Genomic DNA, 24497 nt, shown 5'->3' with positions numbered 1-24497 from the left:
TTTATCGCTGTAATAGATCTCGTTTTAATGTGGTGAGCAGCCGGTATAACGGCTGAAACAATACGAGGGACAGAAAGAAATTGCTGGTTCCGTGGACGATATCATACGGGATCCCTGCCGTCCACCAGGTGAGGGCTCCGCCGATGCCTCCGGCAATAAGGTAGAATCCGGAGCAGAATAATCCGAACAGCATTCCAAAGATAGCGGAAAGCAGGGATATTCCAAAGGGCTTTGGAGTCTTGTTTTTATAGATTAGGAATACGGCGCCGGGAAGAATGGGCCACACATATAAATAAGAAAACCACCAGGGGCCGAAACCGTAGACAAGACCTTCCAATACAACAAACACGTACAGGATGAGCCATACGTGTTTGCGGAATACCAGGGTGTATAAAATGAGAAGCAAGGATACCAGTTCTACGTTAGGCAGCCAGGACAAGCCTGCCTGGCTGACAAATAAAAGGGCTGAAAGCAGTGCATCCAATACCAGCTCCCTGGTGGTAAGCAGGAAATGGTTTTTCATGATTTTTTGTTTTCCTCAGAGGACAGGGTATATTGAAAGGTGTATAGCTCGCCATCCTTGATGGCTTGCCGGCTCACTCCATAGCTGCAGGGTTCCCCGTCGCAGAGCAAAGCCCAGTAGGCGCCGTCCTTTTGGTAGTCTGCCCGTTTTCCGTTAATCGTGGTGACCATAAGGCCCAGTTCTTCAGTAGTGGTTCCGTCGATTTGAAAATTTGGTACGGAATTCAGTGCCTCTAACAGAAACTGCGCTTCCGTAGTGATCTGGTAGTGGTCCTTTACCCCGTTTTCATATACCACTTCAATGGAAATGCTTTTTGTTCCGGCCATGGGAACCGGTTTTGTCAGGGTATATATGACCAACAGCAGCGCCAGGACCGCGATGGCAGCACAGCCTCCCAAAAAGGGAGAAAGCCTCTTAAATTTATTCATAATCTGCTGACTTCCTTTTTTATTATTTGCATGATAATGGATCAAGAGGATATGCCTGCATATCCGGCTGATTCAAAAATCCGGCAATGGCCAAACACTCTGCAGCTTGCCCAGGTTATTTGACTAAATGCATGGATTAGTATAGCATAGATTCATGGGAGGCCGCAAGGACAGAATTTCCATCTTTTCATAAAATCCCCTTTGATGTATACTTAATGGGAAACGTTAGGAAAAGAAGGTGGATGCATATGACTGATCAGGAACGGATTTTAGGAGAAATAGAAGCTTGCGAAAAGCTTTTGATCGGTATGGGAGAGGAATGGAAGTCTGAAAGCGTACCGGATATGAAAAGTCTTTACGAAAAGCTGGACAGGCTTATTAAGGATAAGGACTATTTTATTGTGACCACAGTCACTGATGGAGAGATATTTAAGTCGACTTTGGAAAAAAGCCGGATCGTGGCGCCCTGCGGAAATGTGACATGGAGGCAGTGCTCCAAATCCTGTACAAAGGATATCTGGGAACCGGATGAGATACTCAATGATATCTGTCCCCATTGCAATGCTCCCCTTACAGGCAATACCATAGAGGCGGAGAACTACATAGAAGAGGGCTATCTTCCCCAGTGGAAGGCCTACACAACATGGCTGGCAGGGACCCTTAACAAAAGACTTCTGGTTTTGGAACTGGGGGTGGGTTTTAAGACTCCCACGGTGATCCGCTGGCCTTTTGAGAAGACTGTGTCAATAAATAAAAAGGCATATATGTACCGGATCCACGAAAGCCTATCCCAGCTTCCGGAGACCGTAAAGGGAAAGGCTGCTGGTGTTTCAGAAAATTCTCTGGAATTCTTTCGGAATTTATAGTCATATTTTGCGTTGTACATTGTATGCCTCTGTGTTAAAATGTTGAAAAAAGGCGTAAAGAGGTGACGGCCATGATTGCAATAATCGACTACGATGCTGGAAACTTGAAAAGTGTGGAGAAAGCCCTGACCGCATTGGGGGAAATGCCGGTGGTGAGCCGGGACAAGGAGGTCCTCCTTTCTGCAGATAAGGTGATTCTGCCTGGTGTGGGGGCCTTTGGAGACGCAATGGAAAAGCTCCATCAGTATGGACTGGTGGATGTGATCCATCAGGTGGTTTCTAAGGGAACACCATTTCTTGGGATATGCTTAGGGCTTCAGCTCTTTTTTGATAGCAGTGAGGAATGCGAAGGGGTCAAAGGGCTTTCCCTGCTTCCCGGCAGGATTGTGAGATTCCCGGATATGCAGGGGCTTAAAGTTCCCCATATGGGGTGGAACCGTCTGGAGATAAAGCCCGGCGCAAGACTTTTCAAAGGGATAGATTCCGGGGCATATGTGTATTTTGTCCACTCATATTATTTAGAGGCAGACAGGGAAGACCATGTGGCGGCATCCGCGGAGTACGGAGTCAGGTTCGGGGCATCTGTGGAACGGGGGAACCTTTTTGCCTGTCAATTTCATCCGGAAAAGAGCAGCGATACCGGTTTAAAGATTATTAAAAATTTCATTGAACTGACTTAGGAGGTGCCGGATGCTTACGAAGAGGATCATTCCATGCCTGGATGTCAAAGACGGAAGGGTGGTAAAGGGCGTTAATTTTGTGAACTTAAAGGATGCAGGCGATCCGGTGGAGATCGCAGCAGCTTATGACAGGGCCGGTGCCGATGAGCTGGTATTTCTTGATATCACTGCATCTTCCGATAACCGGAATACGGTGGTGGAGATGGTCCGCCGGGTGGCGGAAAAGGTGTTTATCCCCTTTACCGTTGGAGGCGGGATCCGTACGGTAGAGGATTTTAAAATGCTGTTAAGGGAAGGTGCGGATAAGATATCCATTAATTCCTCAGCCATTCATACTCCGGAGCTGATCTCTGATGCTGCCGGCAAGTTCGGACGTCAGTGCGTTGTGGTTGCCATTGATGCCAGAAGGAGAGCAGATGGAAGCGGCTGGAACGTTTATAAGAACGGAGGCCGGATGGATACAGGGCTTGATGCGGTGGAATGGGCCGTAAAGGCGGACAGTCTGGGAGCAGGAGAGATTCTCCTTACCAGCATGGACTGTGACGGGACCAAGGCCGGATATGATGACGAACTGAACCGGATCATTGCGGAACATGTTTCTGTGCCTGTAATCGCTTCAGGAGGTGCAGGCACCATAGACCATTTTTACAGTGCCCTGACAAAAGGAAAGGCTGATGCGGCCCTGGCTGCGTCTCTTTTCCATTACAAGGAGCTGGAAATCATGGAATTAAAACGGTTTTTGGACCAAATGGGAGTACCGGTAAGGATTTAAGACCGAAAGAAAAACAAAAACAGGAGTATGGGAAAATAGGATTTTCCCGGGAAAAAACAAAGGAGAAAAAATGGGAGCAATAGAGAACGACTGGCTGGATCCCTTAAGCGGAGAGTTTAAAAAGCCATATTACAGGGAACTTTATCAGAAGGTGAAGCATGAATATGAAACGGCCTTGGTTTTTCCGGACCCAAACGACATTTTCAATGCATTTCAGTTTACCCCACTTTCGAAGGTAAAGGCAGTGATTCTGGGGCAGGATCCTTATCATAATAATGGGCAGGCCCACGGGCTGTGTTTTTCCGTAAAGCCTGATGTGGATATCCCGCCTTCTCTTGTGAACATTTATCAGGAACTTAAGGAAGATTTGGGTTGCGAAATCCCAAACAACGGATATTTGAAAAAATGGGCGGATCAGGGGGTCATGCTGCTTAATACAGTCCTTACGGTGCGGGCCCATGCGGCCAATTCCCATCAGGGGATGGGCTGGGAAGCATTTACAGATGCAGCCATTAAGATCTTAAATGAGCAGGACCGGCCCATGGTATTTCTTTTATGGGGACGTCCGGCTCAGAGCAAGAAGGCCATGCTCACAAACCCCAGGCACTTAATTCTGGAAGCACCTCATCCCAGTCCGCTTTCCGCTTACCGGGGATTTTTTGGATGCAGGCACTTTAGCAGGACCAATGCCTATTTAAAAGACAACGGGCTGGAGCCGATTGACTGGCAGATTGAAAATATATAATAAACAGGGGGAAAGGAATGAATATCATTGAGATTTTAAAAGTAATAGTATTGGGAATTGTGGAGGGCTTTACGGAGTGGCTTCCCATAAGCAGTACGGGTCACATGATCCTTGTGGATGAAATTATACACTTAAATCAGCCCACGGCTTTTAAAAATATGTTTCTGGTAGTGATCCAGCTGGGAGCCATTTTAGCAGTGCTGGTCCTGTATTTTGATAAGCTCAATCCCTTTTCTGTCAGGAAAAAACCGGTTCAGAAGCAGGCTACCCTGATATTATGGTCCAAAATCGTTTTAGCCTGCATCCCTGCTGCAGTGATTGGATTTCTGGTGGATGACATCCTTGATGAATATCTGATGAACGGTTATGTGGTGGCAGCGACCCTGATCCTCTATGGCGTATTATTTATCGTCATTGAGAACAGGAACCAGTACCGGAGCTTTGAAGTTCAGAAGGTGGGGGACATCTCTTATCAAACGGCTCTCTGGATTGGCTTATTCCAGCTTTTGTCCCTGATTCCGGGTACTTCCCGATCGGGTTCCACCATTTTGGGAGCCATGATCTTAGGATGCTCCAGGCCAGCCTCCGCAGAGTTTTCCTTTTTTCTGGGAATTCCCATCATGTTTGGAGCCAGCTTTTTAAAGATCGTGAAATATGGACTGAGTTTTACAGGACCTCAGGTATTCTATTTGGTTTTAGGCATGGTGATAGCTTTTGTGGTTTCTGTTTATTCTATTAAGTTTTTAATGGGATATATCAGACAGCATGATTTTAAATTCTTCGGATATTACAGAATTGTTCTGGGAGCAGTGGTGCTTTTGTACTTTATCATTACGGCACTCCTTGGTTAATGGGTTGAAAGAAAAGAGAGTTGATCATCAGCGTATGCTGAAATCAACTCTCTTTTGGATGATACTCCATAAGGGTAAAATAATGATTTATGCATTTTCTGCGATCTCATAAATCAGGCGCTCAGAATCTTCCCAGCCCAGACAGGGATCGGTAATGGATTTACCATAGAAGCCTTCGCCCACCTTCTGGCAGCCGGGTTCAATGTAACTTTCGATCATCAAGCCCTTAACCAGGGAACGAATCTCCGGGGAATGCTTTCTGCTGTGTAGAATTTCCTTGGAAATACGAATTTGTTCCTTATATTTTTTGCTGGAATTAGAATGGTTGGTATCCACGATGCAGGCCGGATTCTGCAGATTGCGGCGGCTGTACATCTCATGAAGGAGGAATAAGTCTTCAAAGTGGTAGTTAGGGATGCATTGTCCGTGTTTGTTGACTGCGCCTCTAAGGATGGTATGAGCCAATGGATTGCCCTTGCTCCGCACTTCCCAGCCTCTGTAGGTGAAATCGTGGGCCTGCTGCGCAGCTACAACAGAGTTAAGCATAACGGACAAGTCTCCGCTGGTCGGATTTTTCATGCCGACGGCGACGTCACAGGCGCTGGAGGTCAGACGGTGCTGCTGGTTTTCCACGGAACGGGCACCAATGGCAATATAAGACATAATGTCATCTAAATATCCCAGGTTTTCCGGATACAGCATCTCATCGGCTGTGGATAATCCGGTTTCTAAGAACACATTCATGTGCATCCTGCGGATGGCGATAAGTCCTTCGTGCATGTCCGGCTTTTTTTCCGGGTCAGGCTGATGAAGCATTCCCTTGTATCCTTCGCCTGTGGTTCTGGGCTTGTTGGTATAGATTCTTGGAATAAGAATAAGGCGGTCTTTTGTTTTTTCCTGAACAGCCACAAGTCGGTTAACATAATCTGAAACAGATTCCTCATTGTCAGCGGAGCAGGGACCGATAATCACAAGAAATTTATCGCTTTTTCCGGTGAGTACATCGCTGATGGCCTGGTCTCGTTCTATTTTAAGGGCTTGATATTCTGCCGGAAGTGGAAAGCGTTCCTTGATTTCTTCCGGGCTTGGCAGATTGTTTACATATTGAAATCCCATGGCATCCTCCTGTGTATCTGGTTATTCTGTATTTTTTCTGTAGATTATATAACAGAACCCGGGAAAAATCCAGCTTTCATTGAAAATTTAGCAATGTGCCTCTCTAAAGTGTTCCTTTTTAAGAAAAAATGGTGTATGATTGCAGAGAATGAAAAGAGGAAGGATGGATTTCAATGGAACGATATTGGAATTGGCAAGGAAACTATATCGGAGTGAGGCAGAAAGATTACTTGGCCGCCTGTGACGGAAGGATTCTTGGGAAATTCTATGGAAAGGAAATCTATGACCAGAACGGGCATTACATCGGAGAAGTCGGCAAAGGCGGCAGGCTGGTAAAAAACAAAAATAAGGAAGATTTTCGCCGCACAGGGTTCAGCACCTATGTGAAGGGGACGATAACCTCACCTTTTAAGGACTGCGCTCCTTATCCCATGATCCAGGGGTATGAAGATTTTTTATCATGAATGAGCCATAAGGATTAAGAAAAACATAGCATACAAAAATAAGGAAAGAAGGATGGCGGGAATGGTGGATTTAAGCAAGCTGACAGCGGGAAAAAATCTGACAGAGGTAGAGGATGGCGTTCTCCGTTACATCATTGACCACATGGATTCCATGCTTAAAATGGGAGTTCGGGGAGTTGCAAAGGAAAATTTTACCTCCACCTCCACCATTATGCGCCTGACCAAAAAGCTGGGCTACAGCGGGTTTGTGGATATGTATTACAAGCTGCTGCCTCTTGTAAACCGGGCCAGGGATAACGAAGATGCCGGGATGCAGTTTATCAACAGCTTTTGCTCCAACTCTCTTTTAAAGTATAATTCCTATGAAGACATCCGGGAATTTGCCAGGAGGCTGGGCCGTCTGGCAAATGGTTATGTATTTTTGTACGCTACGGGTTTTTCCGCCATTCCTGTGGAATACTTAACAAAAAAGCTTCTTGTTCTTGGGATAAAATGCATTTATTCTAATGGAATGGATTCCATCGGTGTTTTTGAAAATAATCTGGAAAACATGAAAATGCTCATTGTGGTTTCCCGGTCAGGGGAAACAGACTGGGTGGCGGACCGGGTGAAGACTGCCAGAGAGAACGGCATTTTTACCGTGTCCTTTACCAATGAGGCGGAAAACAGGGTCAGCTCCATTACGGACATGCAGTTTCGCATAGAAGACAGCAATAAGCTGGACGACAGAAATATGATGGCAAATACATTTTTTCCCAATGTGTTCATGCTCATGGAGCTTTTGATCTACGAATACCATAAGGTGCTTCAAAACATGGATAAAAAAGAAGAATAAGGGTTCCGGATGACGTGAAAACAGCGGCATCCGGGACTTTTTTTGAAACCTGTTACTACTTGGAATAACAGGTTCCTATCCTTTCCCTAAGTATATACAAAGGCTGAACCGGCAGCTATAATACGGATATGAATTTCACGTGGAATGAAGAAACAGAATACCAATCATAGATAGTTGGAGGAAAAGAGAATGAAAGATAAAGTGATGGATCAGTTGCAGCGCTTTTCAAAAGCAATGTTCATCCCGGTTTTGATCCTGCCCATCGCAGGTATTTTAATCGCTGTGGGAAATTTATTTACCAATGCAAAATTGCTGGAGCTTCTGCCCTTTATGGATAATCCGGTGACAAAGGGTTTTGGCACCATTCTGTCTGGTTCCCTGGTTTCCATTTTAAACAACTTAGGGCTGATCTTTTGTGTGGGACTTGCCGCCGGCCTTGCCAATAAGAAGAAATATGAGGCTGGTTTTACCGGTCTTTTGGGATTTCTGGTATTCATTAACGCCATGAACAAATTCATGACTTTGACGGGGATCCTGTTTACAGGGGAATCTTTAAGGGGAACGGGTCAGGCCATGGTCCTTGGCGTACAGATCTTAGACATGGGCGTGTTCCTGGGAATTATTCTGGGAATCGTTACGGCTATGGTCCATAACCGGTTTTGTGAAACAGAATTTCAAAATGCGTTCCAGATTTACGGTGGTTCCAGGTTTGTATTCATCGTATTGATTCCTGTGACCGTTTTACTGGCGGTGCTTCTTACTTATGTATGGCCCTTTGTCCAGTTGGGAATCACCAGCCTTGGAGGATTCATTAATCGTTCCGGAAACTTCGGGCTCTTTATTTACGGTGCCCTGGAACGTCTTTTAATACCAACAGGCCTTCATCATCTGGTCTATACCCCGTTTTTATATACCTCTCTTGGAGGCATTGAAACCATAGGGGGACAGGTGTTTGAGGGAGCCAGGAATATTTATTATGCGGAAATCGCAGACCCTTCCATTCAGGTATTGTCCCGGTCAGTGATATGGGATGCAAGAGGAGTTTCCAAGATGTTCGGTCTTATGGGTGCCTGTCTTGCCATGTACCATACGGCCAGACCGGAAAACCGCAATAAGATAAAAGCCATTCTGATTCCTGCTGCATTCACTTCTTTCATTGCAGGGGTTACAGAGCCCATTGAATTTTCCTTTATGTTTGTGGCTCCGGTCCTGTTTATTGTTCATGCGGGGTTAAGCGGTCTGAGCATGGTGGTTCTTAATTTATTGAATGTCCGTGCCATCGGTCCTAACGGCTTCCTGGATTTCCTGCTTTTCAACGTGCCTTTGGGAATTCATAAAACCGGATGGCCCAAGTACATCGTCACAGGCCTTATATTTTTTGTAGTCTATTATGCCATATTCCGCCTTCTCATTGCAAAACTGAATTTAAAGACTCTGGGACGGGAAACAGAAGGAATGGAAATGAAGCTTCATACCAAGGCGGAATATAAAGAAAAAGTTGCTTCTGAAAAAGAGGGAAAAGACGCCGATGATGTGGATGCCGCGCTGATTATAAAAGCCCTGGGCGGAGCCGGCAATATTGAAAAAGTGGAAAATTGCTTCACCCGTCTGCGCCTGATCCTTACCCATCCGGACCTGGTACTGGAGGATGTGCTGAAAAACGGCACCGGAGCCAATGGCGTGGTGAAAAAGGGCAATAACGTTCAGGTAATCTATGGTTTAAAGGTTGCTGCCGTAAGAAGGGCAGTGGATGAGGAGCTGGGAAACGGCGAGAGTAACTAAGTGATAAACCAGACAAAGCAAGGAGGTAACATAAAGTGAAAAAATTCTCAATCGTTATTGCAGGAGGCGGGAGTACTTACACGCCAGGTATTGTAATGATGATGATGGATAACCTGCACCGGTTTCCCATACGTTCTTTAAAGCTTTACGACAATGACGGAGAGCGTCAGGAAACCCTGGCAAAGGCCATAGGCATCGTTATGAAGGAAATTGCGCCGGAGGTGGATTTTTCCTATACAACGGATCCCAAGGAAGCCTTTACGGATGTGGACTTCTGCATGGCTCATATCCGGGTGGGCAAATATGCCATGCGGGAGCTGGATGAAAAGATTCCCATGAAATATCATGTGGTGGGACAGGAGACCTGCGGTCCCGGTGGAATCGCATATGGGATGAGAAGTATTGGCGGTATGATGGAGTTAATTGATTTTATGGAAAAATATTCTCCGGACTGCTGGATGCTTAATTACTCCAATCCTGCTTCTATTGTGGCAGAGGCCTGCCGTGTGTTAAAGCCTCATTCCAAGGTATTAAATATCTGCGATATGCCGGTGGGAACCAAGCGGCGTATGGGCTACATTGCAGGCAGGGATCCTAAGGACATGGACGTGAAGTATTTTGGTCTGAACCATTTTGGATGGTGGACCAGCGTAAAGGATAAGGACGGAACCGACTTAATGCCCCAGCTATTGGATTATGTGTCTAAAAACGGGTATCTGACGGAAAAAGCTGTGGAAACCCAGCATATGGATGAAAGCTGGCAGCAGACCCATAAAAAGGCAGCGGATTTATTAAAGCTGTCACCTGATTTTCTTCCCAATACCTATTTGAAATATTATCTTTACCCGGATTATGTGGTGGAGCATACAGATCCCTGCCATACCAGGGCCAATGAGGTGATGGAGGGAAGAGAAAAGGAGGTGTTCAGTGCTGCAAGGGCCATCATAGAAGCAGGGACGGCTAAAGGCAGTGCATTCTCCATAGACAATCATGCTTCCTTCATTGTGGATCTGGCATGTGCCATTGGTTTCAATACCCGGGAGCAGATGCTGTGTATTGTGGAAAATAAAGGAGCCATCTCTAATTTTGATCCTACTGCCATGGTGGAAGTACCTTGCCTGGTAGGAAATGAAGGACCGGAACCTTTGTGCCAGGGAAACATTCCCACCTTTGAAAAGGGGATGATGGAAGAACAGCTTGCAGTAGAGCGTCTGGTGGTAGAAGCATGGATTGAGGGAAGCTATTTAAAGCTGTGGCAGGCCCTTACCTTATCAAAGACCGTGCCAAGCGCTTCCGTTGCCAAACAGATTTTAGACGATCTCATGGAAGCCAATAAAGAATACTGGCCGGAATTGAAGTAGGATTTTCGAAAATATAAATAAAAAAGTTCTTAGTGAGACTTTTGCCTCGTCCTTTTGATAGGACGGGGCTGTTTTTTAGTATATTAGACGGGGATACGGTCTTTCCTATACAGCTGAGCGGATGAAGGGCAGCCCGCTTAGTGTTCCGCTTGCGACATTCCCTGTTGAATGTGTGCGCTTCTTGCCTTGGACGCGGCTCAAAGGATGTAATACGGATTAGCCGTTGCTCAAATATCTAACTGGTATCTTCAAATAAACATTAACTGGTACTTTCGATAAGGCCAGTTTTGGGGCATAATAAGGATATTAACTGAGACCAAGAATACCAGGAGGATTTATTATGTCAGAGCAATATGAACTCAATAAAAATCTGGCTCAAATGCTAAAGGGCGGCGTAATCATGGACGTCAGCACCCCGGAACAAGCGCGAATAGCGGAACAAGCGGGTGCATGTGCGGTGATGGCTTTGGAGCGGATTCCCGCCGACATTCGGGCAGCAGGCGGCGTTTCCCGAATGAGCGACCCTAAAATGATTAGAAGGATTCAGGCATCGGTTTCCATTCCTGTAATGGCAAAAGTACGCATTGGGCATTTTGTGGAAGCGCAAATTCTGGAGGCCATCGATATCGACTACATAGACGAAAGCGAAGTGCTTTCTCCAGCGGATGACATCTATCACATTGACAAAACCAAATTCCGCGCCCCCTTTGTCTGCGGTGCGAAAGACTTAGGAGAAGCATTGCGCCGCATTGCCGAGGGCGCGTCGATGATTCGTACTAAGGGCGAGCCAGGGACTGGCGATGTAGTGCAGGCCGTGCGGCATATGCGGAAAATCCAAAGCGAAATCCGGAGGCTCACTGCATTGCGGGCGGATGAATTATTTGAAGCCGCGAAACAACTGGCTTCCCCATTGAATCTGGTGAAATGGGTGGCACAAAACGGCAAACTTCCTGTGGTGAACTTTGCCGCCGGAGGCGTGGCGACTCCTGCTGATGCCGCGCTGATGATGCAGCTGGGAGCGGAAGGTGTGTTTGTGGGTTCTGGTATCTTTAAATCCGGCAATCCGGAAAAACGTGCCGCCGCCATTGTAAAAGCTGTTACCAATTTTAATGATGCAATGTTAATCGCAGAACTTAGCGAAGACTTGGGCGAAGCGATGGTAGGTATCAATGAGCAGGAAATCGCCCTTTTGATGGCGGAGCGTGGAAAGTAGAGTGAATGCCATGAGGATTGGAATACTTGCCCTGCAGGGAGCGTTTACAGAGCATGAAAAGATGTTGTCCAAACTAGGGGCAGACAGCTTTGAAATCCGGCAGCGGGCAGATTTTACCAAAGAAATAAGTGGCTTAATTCTGCCCGGCGGCGAAAGCACGGTGATGGAAAAGCTGATGGGGGAATCAGAATTAAAGGAGCCAATTCTTCAAATGATTCAGAGAGGAATCCCTGTGATGGGTACTTGCGCCGGTATGATTCTGCTGGCGAAAACAGTTATCGGAGGAGAAAGCCATCTTGCCTGTATGGACATTACAGTGGAGCGCAACGCATACGGGAGGCAACTAGCCAGCTTTAAAACTGAATCTGAATATGGCGGCGCTAGAATCATTCCGATGGTGTTTATCCGTGCGCCATATGTTGCGAATGTTGGTCAGGGCGTGGAAGTTTTGGCAAAGGTTGATGGAAAAATCGTGGCTGTCCGGGAAAAAAATATGCTGGCTTGTGCTTTCCATCCGGAACTGACGGAAGATACCACCGTTCATTCTCACTTTTTGCACATGTGTAATACAATGAATTGTTGAGAGAGAAAGCAAAATAGTTCTTTTTGGCCTCAGTTGATATCGCTGTGTTATAAACATATCCGGACCCCAAAAAAATGAAATAAACCCCTCTTGACAAATAAAAGAAAACAACATATACTAGTCAATAACTTCATAAACAAGTAAAAGCGTTGATAAGAACAAGTAGCAGTACGATGGACCACACAGAAAGCAGCCGGCAGATGAGAGGCGCGTGGGATACGGATTGTGAATACATCTCTGAGCTTCGCACCAAACGGCTATGATGCCAAGTAGGCTGCGACGGATTCCCGCACCCGTTATTGTGCTAGAGTATCGCATCAGGTACTCAAAAAGGTAGACAGCGTGAGCTGTTTATAAACTTAAGGTGGTAACACGAGACTTCAGCCTCGTCCTTTTGATAGGACGGGGCTTATTTTAATGAAAAAGGAGAATAATGATGACAATTTATGACGAATTGAAAGCACGCGGCCTGATCGCCCAGGTGACGAACGAAGAAGAAATCAGCAAGATGGTAAATGAAGGAAAAGCCGTATTCTACATCGGATTTGATCCCACGGCCGACAGCCTTCACGTAGGTCATTTTATGGCCCTGTGCTTAATGAAGCGCCTTCAGGAGGCAGGCAATAAGCCCATCGCCCTGATCGGAGGCGGAACCGGTATGGTTGGAGATCCTTCCGGAAGAAGCGACCTTCGGCAGGTGATGACAGTGGAAACAATCCAGCATAACTGTGACTGCTTTAAAAAGCAGATGAGCCGTTTTATCGACTTTTCGGAAGGAAAGGCTCTTATGGTTAATAACGCAGACTGGCTGTTGAATTTAAATTACATCGATTTCCTAAGAGAGGTCGGCCCCCATTTTTCCGTCAACCGCATGCTGACTGCGGAATGCTATAAGCAGCGTATGGAAAAAGGCTTAAGCTTCCTGGAATTCAACTACATGATCATGCAGAGCTTTGACTTCTATGAGCTGTTTAACCGTTACGGCTGCAACATGCAGTTTGGAGGAGATGACCAGTGGAGCAATATGCTTGGCGGCACAGAGCTGATCCGCCGGAAGCTGGGAAAAGATGCTCATGCGATGACCATCACCCTGCTATTAAATTCCGAGGGAAATAAGATGGGTAAAACCCAGTCCGGTGCTGTATGGCTTGATCCGGAAAAGACTACTCCTTTTGACTTTTTCCAGTACTGGAGAAACATTGCCGATGCAGATGTGTTAAAATGCCTGCGCATGCTTACCTTCCTTCCTATCGAACAGATTAACGAGATGGACAGCTGGGAAGGCAGCCAGTTAAATGAAGCAAAAGAAATTCTTGCTTATGAGCTGACCAATCTGGTTCATGGAGAAGAGGAAGCGGAAAGAGCGAGAGAGAGTGCCAGAGCGCTGTTTACCGGCGGCAATGCGGCAGATATGCCAACCTGCGAACTGGAAGAGGCGGATTTTACCGATGGAAGCATTGACATCCTGGCCATTCTCCAGAAATCCGGCCTGGCTCCTACCCGCTCCGAAGCAAGGCGCAATGTGGAGCAGGGAGGAGTAACCGTGGAAGGAGAAGCTGTTTCCGATGGAAAGGCTGTATTTACGAAAGATCAGCTGTCCGGAGATGGGGTTGTGGTAAAACGGGGTAAGAAAAAATTTGTAAGGGTAATTGCAAAATAATTAAAAGAGCAAGACAGAATCCGGCTGAATTCAGCCGGATTCTTCGCGTTTATGGCCATGAAGGTTTAATTTCCGGATTCTTGATGGAAAGTGCAAAACAAAGCTTTTCGCTGTAGGTCTCTAATTGAAGGAGAGCTTCATACTCGTTTTTCAGTTTCTCATAAACATTTAAGATGGGCTGGCAGCGGATAGAGGTAGTTTCCAGGATCTCATCAATATGTTCCATGGCAAGGTCAACGATATATGGATCCAGGAGACCGTCATGCTTCATTCTGGTAAGGATGGTCAGTATGCGGTTTGTGGGGAAAGCGGTTTTATAGCTTCTGGTGCCGGTCAGTGCGCTGATGATATCCGCAATAGCCACCAGCCGTTCTTCTGTAGTCAGATCCTCAGCGTTCAGCTTTTTGGGGTAACCGGATCCGTTTAGTTTTTCATGGTGGCGCAGGGCAATGCGTTCAATGGATTTGTCAATGCTGCCACCAAATATTTTTTCCGTGAAATTCACATGGGTCCTCATAATGGACATGGCTTGTTGGCTTAATTTCCCCGGATATTCCAGGATCTCCACCGGGATGGCGATTTTACCCAAATCATGGAGCAGGGAGCCGCACAATACCAGATTCAGCCGGTGTTCACTCAGGGTAAGGAGTTTTCCCAGCTCGTAGCTGATGCTGGTTGTGGTGATGGTATGGGTTACGGTGTGATGGCTTCTGAAATCAATGATAAAGACCAGCATTTTCAAATATTCCGTAGTCTCTTCTTCGGAAAGGGGAATGCTGGTTAGGAATTCGAAGTATTCTGAATCTTTTCTCCATTCCATATCTATGGGTTCCTGAAAGTTAAGCCTGGATGCAAGCTCTACAATATGAGGTGCGAAGACATTGTTTGATCCCTGGATCAGCAGCTGGAGAGTTTCCTTCCAGGATCGCTTCTCCAGTGACATAGAGACATCAATGCGGTCTGCAATATGAAGGATCTGAGATAAGTCTTTTAATTTAGTACTGAGTTCATCCCCCTTTTCTAGAAAGTTCCAGGTGATATGGTGCAAAAGTACTGCAGGGGCCAGATCCTTTAAAGGGGAGAAATACCGAATGAAAAGATATCCGTAGAAGGAATGTTCCCAAATGTCATTGGTTTCAAATTGAATCATCCTGGATATTTCTTCTGTTTTATAGGCTCCTATATCGTGAAGCTGGGCCAGAAAGCAGATATCCCTCAGCTCCTGCCGGGAATATTGCCCCGTATTCCTCAGCATACGGGAAATAATATAAGCCACATGGGAACCATGTTCCGTCAGCCGTGGATCAATGTAATTACAGAAGCGCCGGATAATGCCAAGGACGCTTTTATTATTTAAATTATTTGTGTACTGCAGTTGCATGCATACTCCTCCTTTGTAAACTTTGCTCTAAAAACAGTTTACCATAGGAAACCATTTATGGAAAGAAAAGAAAAAAGATTGTTTTCCATAATATCGTTCGATAAACAGGAAAAGGTGTATGGAAAAGATTAAGGGGTATCTGCCGTTTTTTTCCGTATAAAACCGATTTCATTGACTAAGGTATACGTATATGTTAAAATTAATCAGAGATCGAAAGCAATGAAAAGTCAGGTAAAGTGAGGTTATGGATCTATGGAGAGTAAATACAGGCGCCTTTATAAGGACCTTCTTGAAAAAATAGAAAGGCGGGAATACCGACCGGGAGATAAGCTTCCTGCGGAAGGGGAATTGATGGAGATTTACGGTGCTTCCCGTGATACGGTGCGAAAGGCACTGGAGCTTTTGGCAGAGGATGGCTGCATCCGTAAGGCCAGGGGAAAAGCCGCTGAGGTGGTGGATAAGAGCAAATTTAACTTCCCGGTTTCAGAGATTGCGAGCTTTAAGGAAATTTACCGGTATTCAAATTCAAAGCCAAGGACATTTGTGGAGAATCTGGAAATCGTCAAGAATAACAAGAAACTGATGGATGCGCTGCAGATCGGCCCGGAGGATGAGGCCTTTGTACTGGAACGGGTCCGGGAAATCGATGGAGAAAAAATCATCATAGATAAGGATTATTTTTCCAGGAAAGTAGTGGAAAACCTTCCTTTGCGTGCGGCTCAGGATTCCGTTTATGAATATTTAGAAAACGAACAGGGACTTAAAATCGGCTTTGCCATGAAAGAAATCACCGTCCATATGGCTACGGATGAGGATTACCGCCTCCTTGATATGGGCCGTTATGATATGGTGGTGATTGTAAAAAGCTATACGTACCTGGAAGATTCCACCTTATTCCAATACACGGAATCACGCCACAGACCGGACAAGTTTAAGTTCGTGGATTTTGCCCGCCGGAAGCTATAAGAATCCGTTTCTCCTGATGCTTCCATCTTCATAGGCTGCTGCGATCTTGTCAGATCCGGACAAGTACCGACTGCAGGCTGTTTAAATTCTCTTTTCTGCATATTGACAAAGATATACGTATATGTTATATTGAAATTACAAAATTAACATATAAGTTTAAGTGTGGTAAAAACATGTATGAAGGGAGTATGAATATGGGTAAGTATGAAAGCGATGCAAGAAAGCTATTAGAGTATGTGGGGGGAAAAGAAAATATCGGTGCAGTAAGCCATTGTATGACCAGAATGCGTTTTGCGCTGGTGGACCCGGGGAAAGCAGACACAAAACAGATCGAGGCACTTTCCTGTGTCAAGGGCACCTTTACACAGGCAGGTCAGTTTCAGGTGATCATTGGAAATGACGTACAGTCTTTTTACAATGACTTTGTATCGGTATCCGGTGTGGAAGGGGTATCTAAGGACGAGGTAAAGAAAGAGGCAAAGGGGAACTTAAACCTTTTGCAGCGGGCCGTGGCAGATATTGCGGAGATCTTTGCTCCTTTGATCCCGGCGATTATCGTAGGAGGTCTGATTCTTGGCTTCCGCAACATCATAGGAGAGATCAAGCTTGTAAACGGGGGAACGGAAACGCTTGTTCAGGTATCCCAGTTCTGGTCCGGTGTTCATAGCTTCCTCTGGCTCCTTGGTGAAGCCATCTTCCATTTTCTGCCGGTAGGGATTACCTGGTCTGTTACTAGAAAAATGGGAACAACCCAGATCCTTGGTATTGTTCTGGGACTGACCCTTGTATCCCCCCAGCTTTTAAATGCCTATGCCATGGCATCCGGCGCGGAAGTTCCGGTCTGGGATTTTGGATTTGTAAAAATGGAGATGATCGGCTATCAGGCCCAGGTGATTCCCGCCATTCTGGCAGGATTCGTACTGGTCTACCTGGAGAGATTTTTTAAGAAAATTACCCCCCAGGCAGTGTCCATGATTGTAGTTCCTTTCATGTCCCTTTTGCTGGCAGTAATTGCAGCACATGCAGTGGTAGGACCCATTGGCTGGGCGATTGGTTCCTGGATTTCAAAGATAGTTTATGCAGGGCTTACTTCCAGCTTCCGCTGGCTGTTTGCAACCTTATTTGGTTTTGTATATGCGCCACTTGTTATTACCGGCCTTCACCATATGACAAATGCCATTGATTTACAGCTAATGGCTGAATTTGGAGGAACCATGCTGTGGCCGATGATCGCGCTGTCCAATATTGCACAGGGATCTGCGGTTTTAGGAATGATGTACCTTCAAAAAAAGAATGAGGAAGCAAAGCAGATTTCCATACCTGCCTGCATTTCCTGTTACCTGGGAGTTACAGAACCGGCCATGTTCGGTGTGAACTTAAAGAGAGGATTTCCGTTCCTTTCTGCCATGATTGGTTCTGCCATAGCTGCTACGGTTTCTGTGGGAATGAATGTTATGGCTAATTCCATTGGCGTAGGCGGCCTTCCTGGTATTCTGTCTATCCAGCCCCAGTATATGGGAATCTTCGGACTTTGCATGCTGATTGCCATTGCAGTGCCTTTTGCACTGACAGTCATAATTGGAAAGAAGAAAGGGACCACGTAATGGAGAGCTTTAAGAAATCATGTGTGTACCAGATTTATCCCAAGTCCTTTCGGGACAGCAACGGCGACGGGATAGGAGATTTAAAGGGAGTGCTGGAAAAGCTGGATTACTTAAAGCGGCTGGGTGTTGACTACCTCTGGCTGACCCCGTTTTTCCTGTCTCCTCAAAATGATAACGGCTACGATATCCAGGATTACTGCCGGATCGATCCTCTGTTCGGGACCATGGAGGATTTGGAAGATCTGATTGCAAAGGCCGGAGAACTGGGCATGGGGCTGATGCTTGATATGGTTTTTAATCATACCTCCACAAGCCATGAATGGTTTCAAAAGGCACTTTACGGTGATAAAAAGTTCCAGGATTACTATTTCTTTCAGGAAGGGGTCCCTGGAAATCCACCGACCAACTGGCAGTCCAAGTTCGGAGGAAGTGCGTGGGAATTTTCGGAGGATGCAGGGAAATACTACCTCCATTTATTTGACAAGACCCAGGCAGATCTAAACTGGGAGAATCCCATGGTACGGGAAGAGATAAAAAGGGTAATCCGCTTCTGGAAGGAAAAGGGTATCAAGGGATTCCGGTTTGATGTGATCAATCTGGTATCCAAGCCGTCTGCCTGGGAAGATGATGAGGAAGGGGATGGCCGCCGGTTTTACACCGACGGCCCCCGGATCCATGAGTATTTAAGGGAAATCGTTGTGGATACCGGTCTGGATGCTGATGATATGATCACGGTGGGAGAGATGTCTTCCACATCCATTGACCACTGCATCCGCTATACCAACCCTCTGGAAAAACAATTTAAAATGTGCTTTAATTTTCATCACTTAAAGGTGGATTATAAGGGAGGAGACAAATGGTCTCTAATGCCCTATGACTTTGAAAAGCTAAAAAAGATTTTCCATACATGGCAGACCTGTATGGCGGAAGGGGATGGCTGGAATGCGGTGTTCTGGTGCAACCATGACCAGCCCAGGGCAGTATCCAGGTTCGGCGACGACGGAAAGTACCGAAAGCAGACTGCAAAGATGCTGGCAACAGTCATACACGGTATGAGAGGTACGCCATACATTTATCAGGGAGAGGAAATCGGCATGACCAATGGGTATTTTACGGATATTACCCAGTACCGTGATGTGGAGAGCCTTCATTACTTTGAGATTTTAAAAGAGCAGGGGAGAGAGGAAGAAGAGATTTACAGGATTTTAAGGGAAAGATCCAGAGATAACAGCAGGACTCCCATGCAGTGGGACGGAGAAGGGCAGGCCGGATTCACATCTGGCACTCCCTGGATCGGCGTCAACAAAAACTATGAAGAGATCAACGTTAGGGAGAGTCTGGCTGATCCTGACTCGGTATTTTTCTACTATCAGAAGCTGATTAAGCTGAGAAAAAGCTTCCGGGTGATCCGGGAAGGAAACTATGAGCCTGTCCTGGTAAAGCAGGAAGGGATATTCGCTTATAAAAGAAGATTTCAGAAAGAAAGGCTTCTGGTCTTTGCTAATTTTACCGGAAGGCCCCAGGAGACCGGAGGAAATGAAAACCTGGAGGACTGGGAGATTTTATTATCCAATTATGCCGATCCAAAGATCCATGGAAAAAAGCTTGTTCTGGACCCTTTTGGAACAGTTATGCTGTATTGCTGTGAAAAGGCTTAAAGACCCAGCAGGTGCTGTACCAGGATTTTGATCCCCATAAGGATTAAAATCAGCCCTCCGGCAAATTCCGCTTTCGACTTATAACGGGTTCCAAATACGTTTCCAACTTTAACTCCAAGGATGGACAGGGTAAAGGTGGTGGCTCCGATAAAGGAAACCGCCGGAACGATCTGTACCTGGAGGAATGCAAAAGTGACACCTACTGCAAGCGCATCAATGCTGGTGGCAATAGCCAATGGGATCATGTTTCCGGGGGCCATGGGGGAAGCCTCACATTCTTCCACCTCTTTGCGGAAGGATTCCTTTATCATGTTAAAGCCGATGGCTCCCAGCAGGATAAAGGCGATCCAGTGGTCAAAGGAGGTAATGGCCTCCTTAAACTGCGAACCAAGCAGGTATCCGATGAGGGGCATACCGGACTGGAATCCCCCGAAATACAGGCCTGCAATGACCGCATTGTTCCAGTTCATCTTTGGCATGCATAATCCCTTGCAAATGGAGACGGCAAAGGCATCCATGGATAAGGCTACCGCGATGATGAACAATTCCAGTAATGACATATGATATTCCTCCTGTGTATTAGCTTAATAAATATATGCCCCGGAAAAAATGGATAGAATGTTCAATCCTTTTTATTCAGCCGTATTTTTTCCAGATATTCCAGCAGCTCCGGGTCCAGGTTATCGAAGAGACGATTTTTCTTTGAAGGAATCCGTTCTAAGTGTTCTTTCTTAATCTCAAAGTTTGTCTCTTCGATTTCTTTTTTTAAATCTCTGGCAGAAAGGCGTGTGCATCCTTTTCCCAAAATGATGACCTGTTCCAGCTTATCTGAGGTGGCTACCCGGACCTGGTACTGTCTGCCGATCTGCTGGGAGATCTTTTCTATGTACTGGTCTGCGGTCTCAGCCTCCTTGGTGAAGATTACGTGGATGTTGTGGTAATTCATGACGGTACCCGGGTTACCCCTAACCTTATATCCGTCAAAGACAAGAAGGACATTGCATTTTTTATAGCCCTGATAGTTGCAGAGCACATCCTGAAGCCTGGTTCTGGCGGAGTCCAAGTTGGTCTCCGCCAGTTCTTTTAGCTCAGGCCAGGCAAATATAATGTTGTAGCCGTCCACCAGCAGATAATCGGAACTCATTTTTTGCCTCCTAAAGAAGCAAGCAGATATGCTTGCGTACTCGGTTTGTGCCTAAAGTTTCTTGATGCATTTTATGTAAATCCGTTGAAACAGGATGGTGCTTAAAACCAGGGACATGGTCTCAGCCAGAGGGAAGGCATACCAAATCGCATGAAGACCAAAGACTTTGGCGAAAATATAAGCAATAGGCAAAATACATAAAAGCTGTCTGGCAACGGATACGATAAGGCTGTAGACTCCGTTTCCAAGAGCCTGAAAAACGGAACCAATGATGATGCAGTAGCCGGCGAAGAGGAAGCCTAAGCTGATGATGCGAAGGGCGGGAACGCCGATAGAAATCATGTGCTCAGAAGCATCGAACAGCTGCAGAAGCTGTACCGGGAACGCCTGGAAAATAATCAAACCCAGAAACATGATGGAGACAGAACCAATGATGCTTGAGCGTATGGTCTTCATAATACGGTCCCTGTTTTTGGCTCCCCAGTTATAGGCAACTATGGGTACCATACCATTATTCAGTCCAAATACAGGCATGAAAATGAAGCTTTGGAGTTTAAAGAAAATGCCGAATACGGACACAGCGGTTTCGGAAAACAAAAGAAGGATCTTATTTACTCCAAAGGTCATGACAGATCCTATGGACTGCATGATAATGGATGGCAGCCCCACCTTATAAATATTCGTAATGGTCTCTTTATGGGGACGGAAGCCCCGCATGTTTAAATCCACGTCAGGATTTCTGGTCAGGTTAAAATAAAGCAGGAGCATCATGGCGATGATCTGGCCGATAACGGTTGCAATGGCCGCGCCGGCAATGCCCAGCCGGGGTAAACCAAAAAGTCCGAATATGAGAATGGGGTCCAGAATGATATTGATAACGGCTCCAAGTCCCTGGGTGATCATGTTGTAGATGGTGCGTCCGGTAGACTGCATGATCCGCTCCAAGGCGATTTCCAGATAAACGCCGAAGGAAAAGATCGTACAGATGGAAAGGTAAGCAGTTCCCTGGCTGATGATCTCCGCATTGTCTGTCTGCACTGTAAAATAGAACCTGGAAAAGAGAATTCCCAACAGGGCGGAAACAATATAACTGAGAATAAAAACGAATATTCCGTTAACTGCAGCCAGATTAGCCCCTTTCTGGTTCTTTTCTCCTAAGGACCGGGAAAGGAGGGCATTAACCCCCACACCGGTGCCTACGGCGATTGCTATGATCAGGTTTTGAATGGGAAAGGCAAGGGATACTGCAGTAAGGGCTGTTTCCCCGATCTGTGCCACAAAAATACTGTCGACCACGTTATAAAGCGCCTGTATAAGCATGGAAATAACCATGGGAAGTGACATGGTCAGTAAAAGCTTGTTTACCGGCATGGTTCCCATTTTATTTTCTTCAGGTCTTAAAGCATCCATTGTTTCAGACATAAAAAAAGCCCTCCCTATGTGATAGTAAGCGTGATCATAATTGTAACCTTTTCGACAGGAAAAGTCAACATTGTATGAATTTTTAGGTTCTTTTTCCATTGCTGGAGAGAATTTGTGAAAAATAAATATTGCAGGTTAAAATAGATTATGATATTATAAGTGCAATTCATTGTAGTGAAGTGATGAACTGTTATAAAACAGGCCTGAACAGGGAATCATGAACCTGCAGGAGTTCAGAAGATATACTGAGAAAGGCAGAGAAGGAGACTCTGGCCTATGGACCTCAACAGGAAGAGGGCGTCACCGACTGAGAGCGCCGTCATGTGGGACTTGGCTAAGGGAACACTCCGGAGCCGATATGCCGAAGCGGCGGTCAATCTTTTTTCATAGGACTGACGGTGACTGAGTAGGCTTATCCGTACACATGCGTTAAATGTTTGAGTGGAGGCATTTGCTTATCCGGCTGTCATATCTGCGGCTGGAGGAAGAGGCAGTTGTCTCAATGCGGGTGGTACCGCGGGAACTTATAGCCATATAAATCCCGTCCCGGAATATGTAACTGTATTCCGGGACGGGATATTTTGTTGCAGTTAAGCCATGCTGAAGTATTTGCACAATTCGTGTGTGGGAGCTTGCTCACTAAGCGCAAAATGTGCAAATACTGAAATTATGAATGGCATGGCGGAACGGCTGCAACCCTTTACCGGAATCAAAAACAATTACATTCAGGTAAGGAGAATACAGATATGGAATTTATCAGTGGTGTAAAAGAGAAAGATACGGTCTCCATGGACCGCATAAGATCCGGCGGCTATGAGGGCCGGACGGTAAGAATGGAAGGAAGCGTCCATACCATAAGGGATATGGGAGAGGTTGCTTTTGTGATCCTACGAAAAGCCGAGGGTCTGGTACAGTGTGTATATGAGGAAGGCAAGACGGATTTCGACATAAGCCTTTTAAAGGAAGAGTCTGCGGTCAGGGTCACCGGAGTCGTTTCAAAGGAAGAGAGAGCTCCCTACGGGTTTGAGATCCGTCTTTTGGGGATCGATCTGCTGTCCCAGCCGGCAGAGGCACTGCCCGTGGCAATCAGCAAGTGGAAATTGAACACTTCCCTAGAGACTAAGCTGGCTCTGCGTCCTATTACCCTTCGAAATCCCATGGAACGGGCTAAGTTCCGCCTTCAGGAAGGCATTGTAAGAGGGTTTCGGGACTTTCTCCATTCCCAGAATTTTACGGAAATCCGTACACCAAAGATTGTAGCCCGCGGAGCAGAAGGCGGCTCCAATGTATTTAAACTGGACTATTTTAATAAGAAGGCAGAGCTGGGCCAAAGTCCCCAGTTTTATAAACAGACCATGGTAGGCGTATATGACCGGGTTTTTGAAGTGGCTCCTGTCTTTCGTGCGGAAAAGCACAATACAACAAGACATTTAAATGAATATACCAGCATGGACTTTGAAATGGGATACATTGACGGTTTTGAGGAAATCATGGAAATGGAAACAGCCATGCTGCAGTATACCTTTGGACTCCTTTGCGAAGATTATGAAGCTGAGCTTCAGATGCTTAAGGTCTCTCTTCCCAATGTGTCCAATATTCCCACCGTCCGCTTTGCAGAAGCAAAGGAGCTGGTGGCCGGAAAATACAACAGAAAAATAAGAAACCCCTATGATCTGGAGCCGGAAGAGGAAGTACTCATCGGCCGGTATTTTAAGGAGGAATATGGCAGCGATTTTGTATTTGTTACCCATTATCCCTCAAAGAAGCGCCCTTTCTATGCCATGGATGATCCGGCTGATCCTAAATTTACCTTAAGCTTTGACCTGCTGTTCAAAGGGCTGGAGGTTACTACGGGAGGTCAGAGAATTCATGATTATGATACCATTCTTAAAAAAATGGAGGCCAGAGGCATGAACCCGGAAGATATTTCTTCCTATTTAATGATATTCCAATACGGTATGCCCCCCCACGGAGGTCTTGGGATCGGCCTGGAACGCTTAACCATGCGTCTTCTTGACGAAGGGAATATACGGGAGACTACGTTGTTTCCAAGAGATGTGACAAGGCTGGAACCATAAACACCCTGGGGGTATCCCTTTATGCCCAAAATGCGCGGGCAGAGGAGAGGAAAGGAGATAGGAAAAATGGCGCACATCATTGATGATGATATGATAGAATATGTTGGTATCCTGGCAAAGCTGGAGCTTGACCACGAGGAAAGGGAAGCGGCGAAAAAGGATATGGGCCGTATGCTGGATTATATTGATCAATTAAACGAGCTGGATACGGCCGGCGTGGAACCCATGTCCCATGTATTCCCGGTGCACAACGTTTTCCGTGAGGACGTAGTGGAAAACGGTGACGACAGGGAGAACATCTTAAAAAATGCCCCTGACAGCAAAGATGGAGCCTTTAAGGTGCCGAAAACAGTGGAATAGGGGGA

24 protein-coding genes and 1 other annotated feature are annotated in these 24497 nt (G+C 46.1%); of the genes, 17 read left to right on the top strand and 7 right to left on the bottom strand.

Annotated elements, in window-relative coordinates; translation table 11 throughout:
* Position 1: 1 nt before the first annotated feature.
* Entirely contained in the window at positions 2-523 is a 522-nt protein-coding gene (locus CLOSA_RS16950; protein ID WP_013273971.1) for a hypothetical protein, read from the bottom strand.
* Positions 520-951 carry a DUF4430 domain-containing protein gene (locus tag CLOSA_RS16945; RefSeq protein ID WP_013273970.1) on the bottom strand — a complete coding sequence of 144 codons (432 nt, stop codon included), beginning with the start codon at positions 949-951 and terminating at the stop codon, positions 520-522. Before CLOSA_RS16945 ends, CLOSA_RS16950 begins: the two co-directional genes overlap by 4 nt.
* Positions 952-1199: 248 nt before the next feature.
* Here CLOSA_RS16945 and CLOSA_RS16940 point away from each other — a divergent pair, with 248 nt between their 5' ends.
* From CLOSA_RS16940 to CLOSA_RS16920, 5 genes are all read left to right on the top strand, one after another.
* The gene (locus CLOSA_RS16940) at positions 1200-1817 is read left to right on the top strand and encodes an SIR2 family NAD-dependent protein deacylase (protein WP_013273969.1); all 618 of its coding nucleotides are present in this window, start codon (positions 1200-1202) and stop codon (positions 1815-1817) included.
* 71 nt (positions 1818-1888) lie between these two features.
* Complete coding sequence (gene hisH, locus CLOSA_RS16935; RefSeq protein ID WP_013273968.1) at positions 1889-2497, top strand: imidazole glycerol phosphate synthase subunit HisH; 609 nt, start codon at positions 1889-1891, stop codon at positions 2495-2497.
* Between the two features lie 10 nt (positions 2498-2507).
* On the top strand, positions 2508-3269 hold the full coding sequence (hisF, locus tag CLOSA_RS16930) for an imidazole glycerol phosphate synthase subunit HisF (RefSeq protein ID WP_013273967.1): 762 nt from the start codon (positions 2508-2510) through the stop codon (positions 3267-3269).
* Positions 3270-3339: 70 nt separating this feature from the next.
* Positions 3340-4014, top strand: coding sequence for a uracil-DNA glycosylase (ung, locus tag CLOSA_RS16925; RefSeq protein WP_013273966.1), 675 nt, complete (start codon positions 3340-3342; stop codon positions 4012-4014).
* Positions 4015-4031: 17 nt separating this feature from the next.
* Positions 4032-4865: an undecaprenyl-diphosphate phosphatase gene (locus CLOSA_RS16920; protein WP_013273965.1), complete on the top strand. Its 834-nt coding sequence runs from the start codon at positions 4032-4034 to the stop codon at positions 4863-4865.
* 87 nt (positions 4866-4952) lie between these two features.
* On the opposite strand, the gene CLOSA_RS16915 is transcribed toward CLOSA_RS16920, so the two are convergent.
* Positions 4953-5981 carry a 3-deoxy-7-phosphoheptulonate synthase gene (locus CLOSA_RS16915; protein WP_013273964.1) on the bottom strand — a complete coding sequence of 343 codons (1029 nt, stop codon included), beginning with the start codon at positions 5979-5981 and terminating at the stop codon, positions 4953-4955.
* A 173-nt stretch (positions 5982-6154) separates the two neighbouring features.
* Between CLOSA_RS16915 and CLOSA_RS16910 the strand changes: the two genes are divergently transcribed.
* From CLOSA_RS16910 to tyrS, 7 genes are all read left to right on the top strand, one after another.
* Positions 6155-6445, top strand: a complete 291-nt coding sequence (locus CLOSA_RS16910; RefSeq protein WP_013273963.1) for a hypothetical protein — start codon at positions 6155-6157, stop codon at positions 6443-6445.
* Between the two features lie 52 nt (positions 6446-6497).
* Positions 6498-7280, top strand: a complete 783-nt coding sequence (locus CLOSA_RS16905; protein ID WP_330362158.1) for a MurR/RpiR family transcriptional regulator — start codon at positions 6498-6500, stop codon at positions 7278-7280.
* 189 nt (positions 7281-7469) lie between these two features.
* Positions 7470-9062 (top strand): PTS transporter subunit EIIC, encoded by a 1593-nt coding sequence (locus tag CLOSA_RS16900; RefSeq protein WP_013273961.1) that lies wholly within the window; start codon positions 7470-7472, stop codon positions 9060-9062.
* A 35-nt stretch (positions 9063-9097) separates the two neighbouring features.
* The gene (locus tag CLOSA_RS16895) at positions 9098-10423 is read left to right on the top strand and encodes a 6-phospho-alpha-glucosidase (RefSeq protein ID WP_013273960.1); all 1326 of its coding nucleotides are present in this window, start codon (positions 9098-9100) and stop codon (positions 10421-10423) included.
* Positions 10424-10763: 340 nt separating this feature from the next.
* Positions 10764-11636, top strand: a complete 873-nt coding sequence (gene pdxS, locus CLOSA_RS16890) for a pyridoxal 5'-phosphate synthase lyase subunit PdxS (RefSeq protein ID WP_013273959.1) — start codon at positions 10764-10766, stop codon at positions 11634-11636.
* Between the two features lie 10 nt (positions 11637-11646).
* On the top strand, positions 11647-12219 hold the full coding sequence (gene pdxT / locus CLOSA_RS16885; protein ID WP_013273958.1) for a pyridoxal 5'-phosphate synthase glutaminase subunit PdxT: 573 nt from the start codon (positions 11647-11649) through the stop codon (positions 12217-12219).
* 140 nt (positions 12220-12359) lie between these two features.
* Positions 12360-12616 (top strand) — a binding site (T-box leader).
* A 39-nt stretch (positions 12617-12655) separates the two neighbouring features.
* Positions 12656-13879 carry a tyrosine--tRNA ligase gene (gene tyrS, locus CLOSA_RS16880; RefSeq protein WP_013273957.1) on the top strand — a complete coding sequence of 408 codons (1224 nt, stop codon included), beginning with the start codon at positions 12656-12658 and terminating at the stop codon, positions 13877-13879.
* 49 nt (positions 13880-13928) lie between these two features.
* Here tyrS and CLOSA_RS16875 read toward each other — a convergent pair whose 3' ends face one another.
* Entirely contained in the window at positions 13929-15260 is a 1332-nt protein-coding gene (locus CLOSA_RS16875; RefSeq protein WP_013273956.1) for an HD-GYP domain-containing protein, read from the bottom strand.
* Positions 15261-15512: 252 nt separating this feature from the next.
* Between CLOSA_RS16875 and treR the strand changes: the two genes are divergently transcribed.
* From treR to treC, 3 genes are all read left to right on the top strand, one after another.
* The gene (gene treR, locus CLOSA_RS16870; protein WP_013273955.1) at positions 15513-16226 is read left to right on the top strand and encodes a trehalose operon repressor; all 714 of its coding nucleotides are present in this window, start codon (positions 15513-15515) and stop codon (positions 16224-16226) included.
* 194 nt (positions 16227-16420) lie between these two features.
* Positions 16421-17830 carry a PTS system trehalose-specific EIIBC component gene (treP, locus tag CLOSA_RS16865; protein ID WP_013273954.1) on the top strand — a complete coding sequence of 470 codons (1410 nt, stop codon included), beginning with the start codon at positions 16421-16423 and terminating at the stop codon, positions 17828-17830.
* Positions 17830-19488: an alpha,alpha-phosphotrehalase gene (treC, locus tag CLOSA_RS16860; RefSeq protein WP_013273953.1), complete on the top strand. Its 1659-nt coding sequence runs from the start codon at positions 17830-17832 to the stop codon at positions 19486-19488. Before treP ends, treC begins: the two co-directional genes overlap by 1 nt.
* Here treC and CLOSA_RS16855 read toward each other — a convergent pair.
* From CLOSA_RS16855 to CLOSA_RS16845, 3 genes are all read right to left on the bottom strand, one after another.
* A complete protein-coding gene (locus CLOSA_RS16855; protein ID WP_013273952.1) occupies positions 19485-20048 on the bottom strand; it encodes a manganese efflux pump MntP in 564 nt (187 codons plus the stop codon). The two genes, treC and CLOSA_RS16855, sit on opposite strands and share 4 nt — an antisense overlap.
* A gap of 62 nt (positions 20049-20110) precedes the next feature.
* Entirely contained in the window at positions 20111-20632 is a 522-nt protein-coding gene (locus CLOSA_RS16850; RefSeq protein ID WP_013273951.1) for an NYN domain-containing protein, read from the bottom strand.
* A gap of 51 nt (positions 20633-20683) precedes the next feature.
* On the bottom strand, positions 20684-22054 hold the full coding sequence (locus CLOSA_RS16845; protein ID WP_013273950.1) for an MATE family efflux transporter: 1371 nt from the start codon (positions 22052-22054) through the stop codon (positions 20684-20686).
* A 746-nt stretch (positions 22055-22800) separates the two neighbouring features.
* Here CLOSA_RS16845 and aspS point away from each other — a divergent pair.
* A complete protein-coding gene (aspS, locus tag CLOSA_RS16840) occupies positions 22801-24132 on the top strand; it encodes an aspartate--tRNA(Asn) ligase (protein WP_013273949.1) in 1332 nt (443 codons plus the stop codon).
* 66 nt (positions 24133-24198) lie between these two features.
* The gene (gatC, locus tag CLOSA_RS16835; RefSeq protein WP_013273948.1) at positions 24199-24492 is read left to right on the top strand and encodes an Asp-tRNA(Asn)/Glu-tRNA(Gln) amidotransferase subunit GatC; all 294 of its coding nucleotides are present in this window, start codon (positions 24199-24201) and stop codon (positions 24490-24492) included.
* Positions 24493-24497: the final 5 nt, after the last annotated feature.

The organism is [Clostridium] saccharolyticum WM1, assembly GCF_000144625.1.
Classification (GTDB): domain Bacteria; phylum Bacillota; class Clostridia; order Lachnospirales; family Lachnospiraceae; genus Lacrimispora; species Lacrimispora saccharolytica.
This window is presented reverse-complemented; position numbering and strand designations above follow the sequence as displayed.

What these genes read in the sequence shown, in the direction of transcription:
- CLOSA_RS16950 (WP_013273971.1), bottom strand. Translation starts at nt 523, where the DNA reads ATGAAAAACCATTTCCTGCTTACCACCAGGGAGCTGGTATTGGATGCA.
- CLOSA_RS16945 (WP_013273970.1), bottom strand. Translation starts at nt 951, where the DNA reads ATGAATAAATTTAAGAGGCTTTCTCCCTTTTTGGGAGGCTGTGCTGCC.
- CLOSA_RS16940 (WP_013273969.1), top strand. Translation starts at nt 1,200, where the DNA reads ATGACTGATCAGGAACGGATTTTAGGAGAAATAGAAGCTTGCGAAAAG.
- hisH (WP_013273968.1), top strand. Translation starts at nt 1,889, where the DNA reads ATGATTGCAATAATCGACTACGATGCTGGAAACTTGAAAAGTGTGGAG.
- hisF (WP_013273967.1), top strand. Translation starts at nt 2,508, where the DNA reads ATGCTTACGAAGAGGATCATTCCATGCCTGGATGTCAAAGACGGAAGG.
- ung (WP_013273966.1), top strand. Translation starts at nt 3,340, where the DNA reads ATGGGAGCAATAGAGAACGACTGGCTGGATCCCTTAAGCGGAGAGTTT.
- CLOSA_RS16920 (WP_013273965.1), top strand. Translation starts at nt 4,032, where the DNA reads ATGAATATCATTGAGATTTTAAAAGTAATAGTATTGGGAATTGTGGAG.
- CLOSA_RS16915 (WP_013273964.1), bottom strand. Translation starts at nt 5,981, where the DNA reads ATGGGATTTCAATATGTAAACAATCTGCCAAGCCCGGAAGAAATCAAG.
- CLOSA_RS16910 (WP_013273963.1), top strand. Translation starts at nt 6,155, where the DNA reads ATGGAACGATATTGGAATTGGCAAGGAAACTATATCGGAGTGAGGCAG.
- CLOSA_RS16905 (WP_330362158.1), top strand. Translation starts at nt 6,498, where the DNA reads ATGGCGGGAATGGTGGATTTAAGCAAGCTGACAGCGGGAAAAAATCTG.
- CLOSA_RS16900 (WP_013273961.1), top strand. Translation starts at nt 7,470, where the DNA reads ATGAAAGATAAAGTGATGGATCAGTTGCAGCGCTTTTCAAAAGCAATG.
- pdxS (WP_013273959.1), top strand. Translation starts at nt 10,764, where the DNA reads ATGTCAGAGCAATATGAACTCAATAAAAATCTGGCTCAAATGCTAAAG.
- pdxT (WP_013273958.1), top strand. Translation starts at nt 11,647, where the DNA reads ATGAGGATTGGAATACTTGCCCTGCAGGGAGCGTTTACAGAGCATGAA.
- tyrS (WP_013273957.1), top strand. Translation starts at nt 12,656, where the DNA reads ATGACAATTTATGACGAATTGAAAGCACGCGGCCTGATCGCCCAGGTG.
- CLOSA_RS16875 (WP_013273956.1), bottom strand. Translation starts at nt 15,260, where the DNA reads ATGCAACTGCAGTACACAAATAATTTAAATAATAAAAGCGTCCTTGGC.
- treR (WP_013273955.1), top strand. Translation starts at nt 15,513, where the DNA reads ATGGAGAGTAAATACAGGCGCCTTTATAAGGACCTTCTTGAAAAAATA.
- treP (WP_013273954.1), top strand. Translation starts at nt 16,421, where the DNA reads ATGGGTAAGTATGAAAGCGATGCAAGAAAGCTATTAGAGTATGTGGGG.
- treC (WP_013273953.1), top strand. Translation starts at nt 17,830, where the DNA reads ATGGAGAGCTTTAAGAAATCATGTGTGTACCAGATTTATCCCAAGTCC.
- CLOSA_RS16855 (WP_013273952.1), bottom strand. Translation starts at nt 20,048, where the DNA reads ATGTCATTACTGGAATTGTTCATCATCGCGGTAGCCTTATCCATGGAT.
- CLOSA_RS16850 (WP_013273951.1), bottom strand. Translation starts at nt 20,632, where the DNA reads ATGAGTTCCGATTATCTGCTGGTGGACGGCTACAACATTATATTTGCC.
- CLOSA_RS16845 (WP_013273950.1), bottom strand. Translation starts at nt 22,054, where the DNA reads ATGTCTGAAACAATGGATGCTTTAAGACCTGAAGAAAATAAAATGGGA.
- aspS (WP_013273949.1), top strand. Translation starts at nt 22,801, where the DNA reads ATGGAATTTATCAGTGGTGTAAAAGAGAAAGATACGGTCTCCATGGAC.
- gatC (WP_013273948.1), top strand. Translation starts at nt 24,199, where the DNA reads ATGGCGCACATCATTGATGATGATATGATAGAATATGTTGGTATCCTG.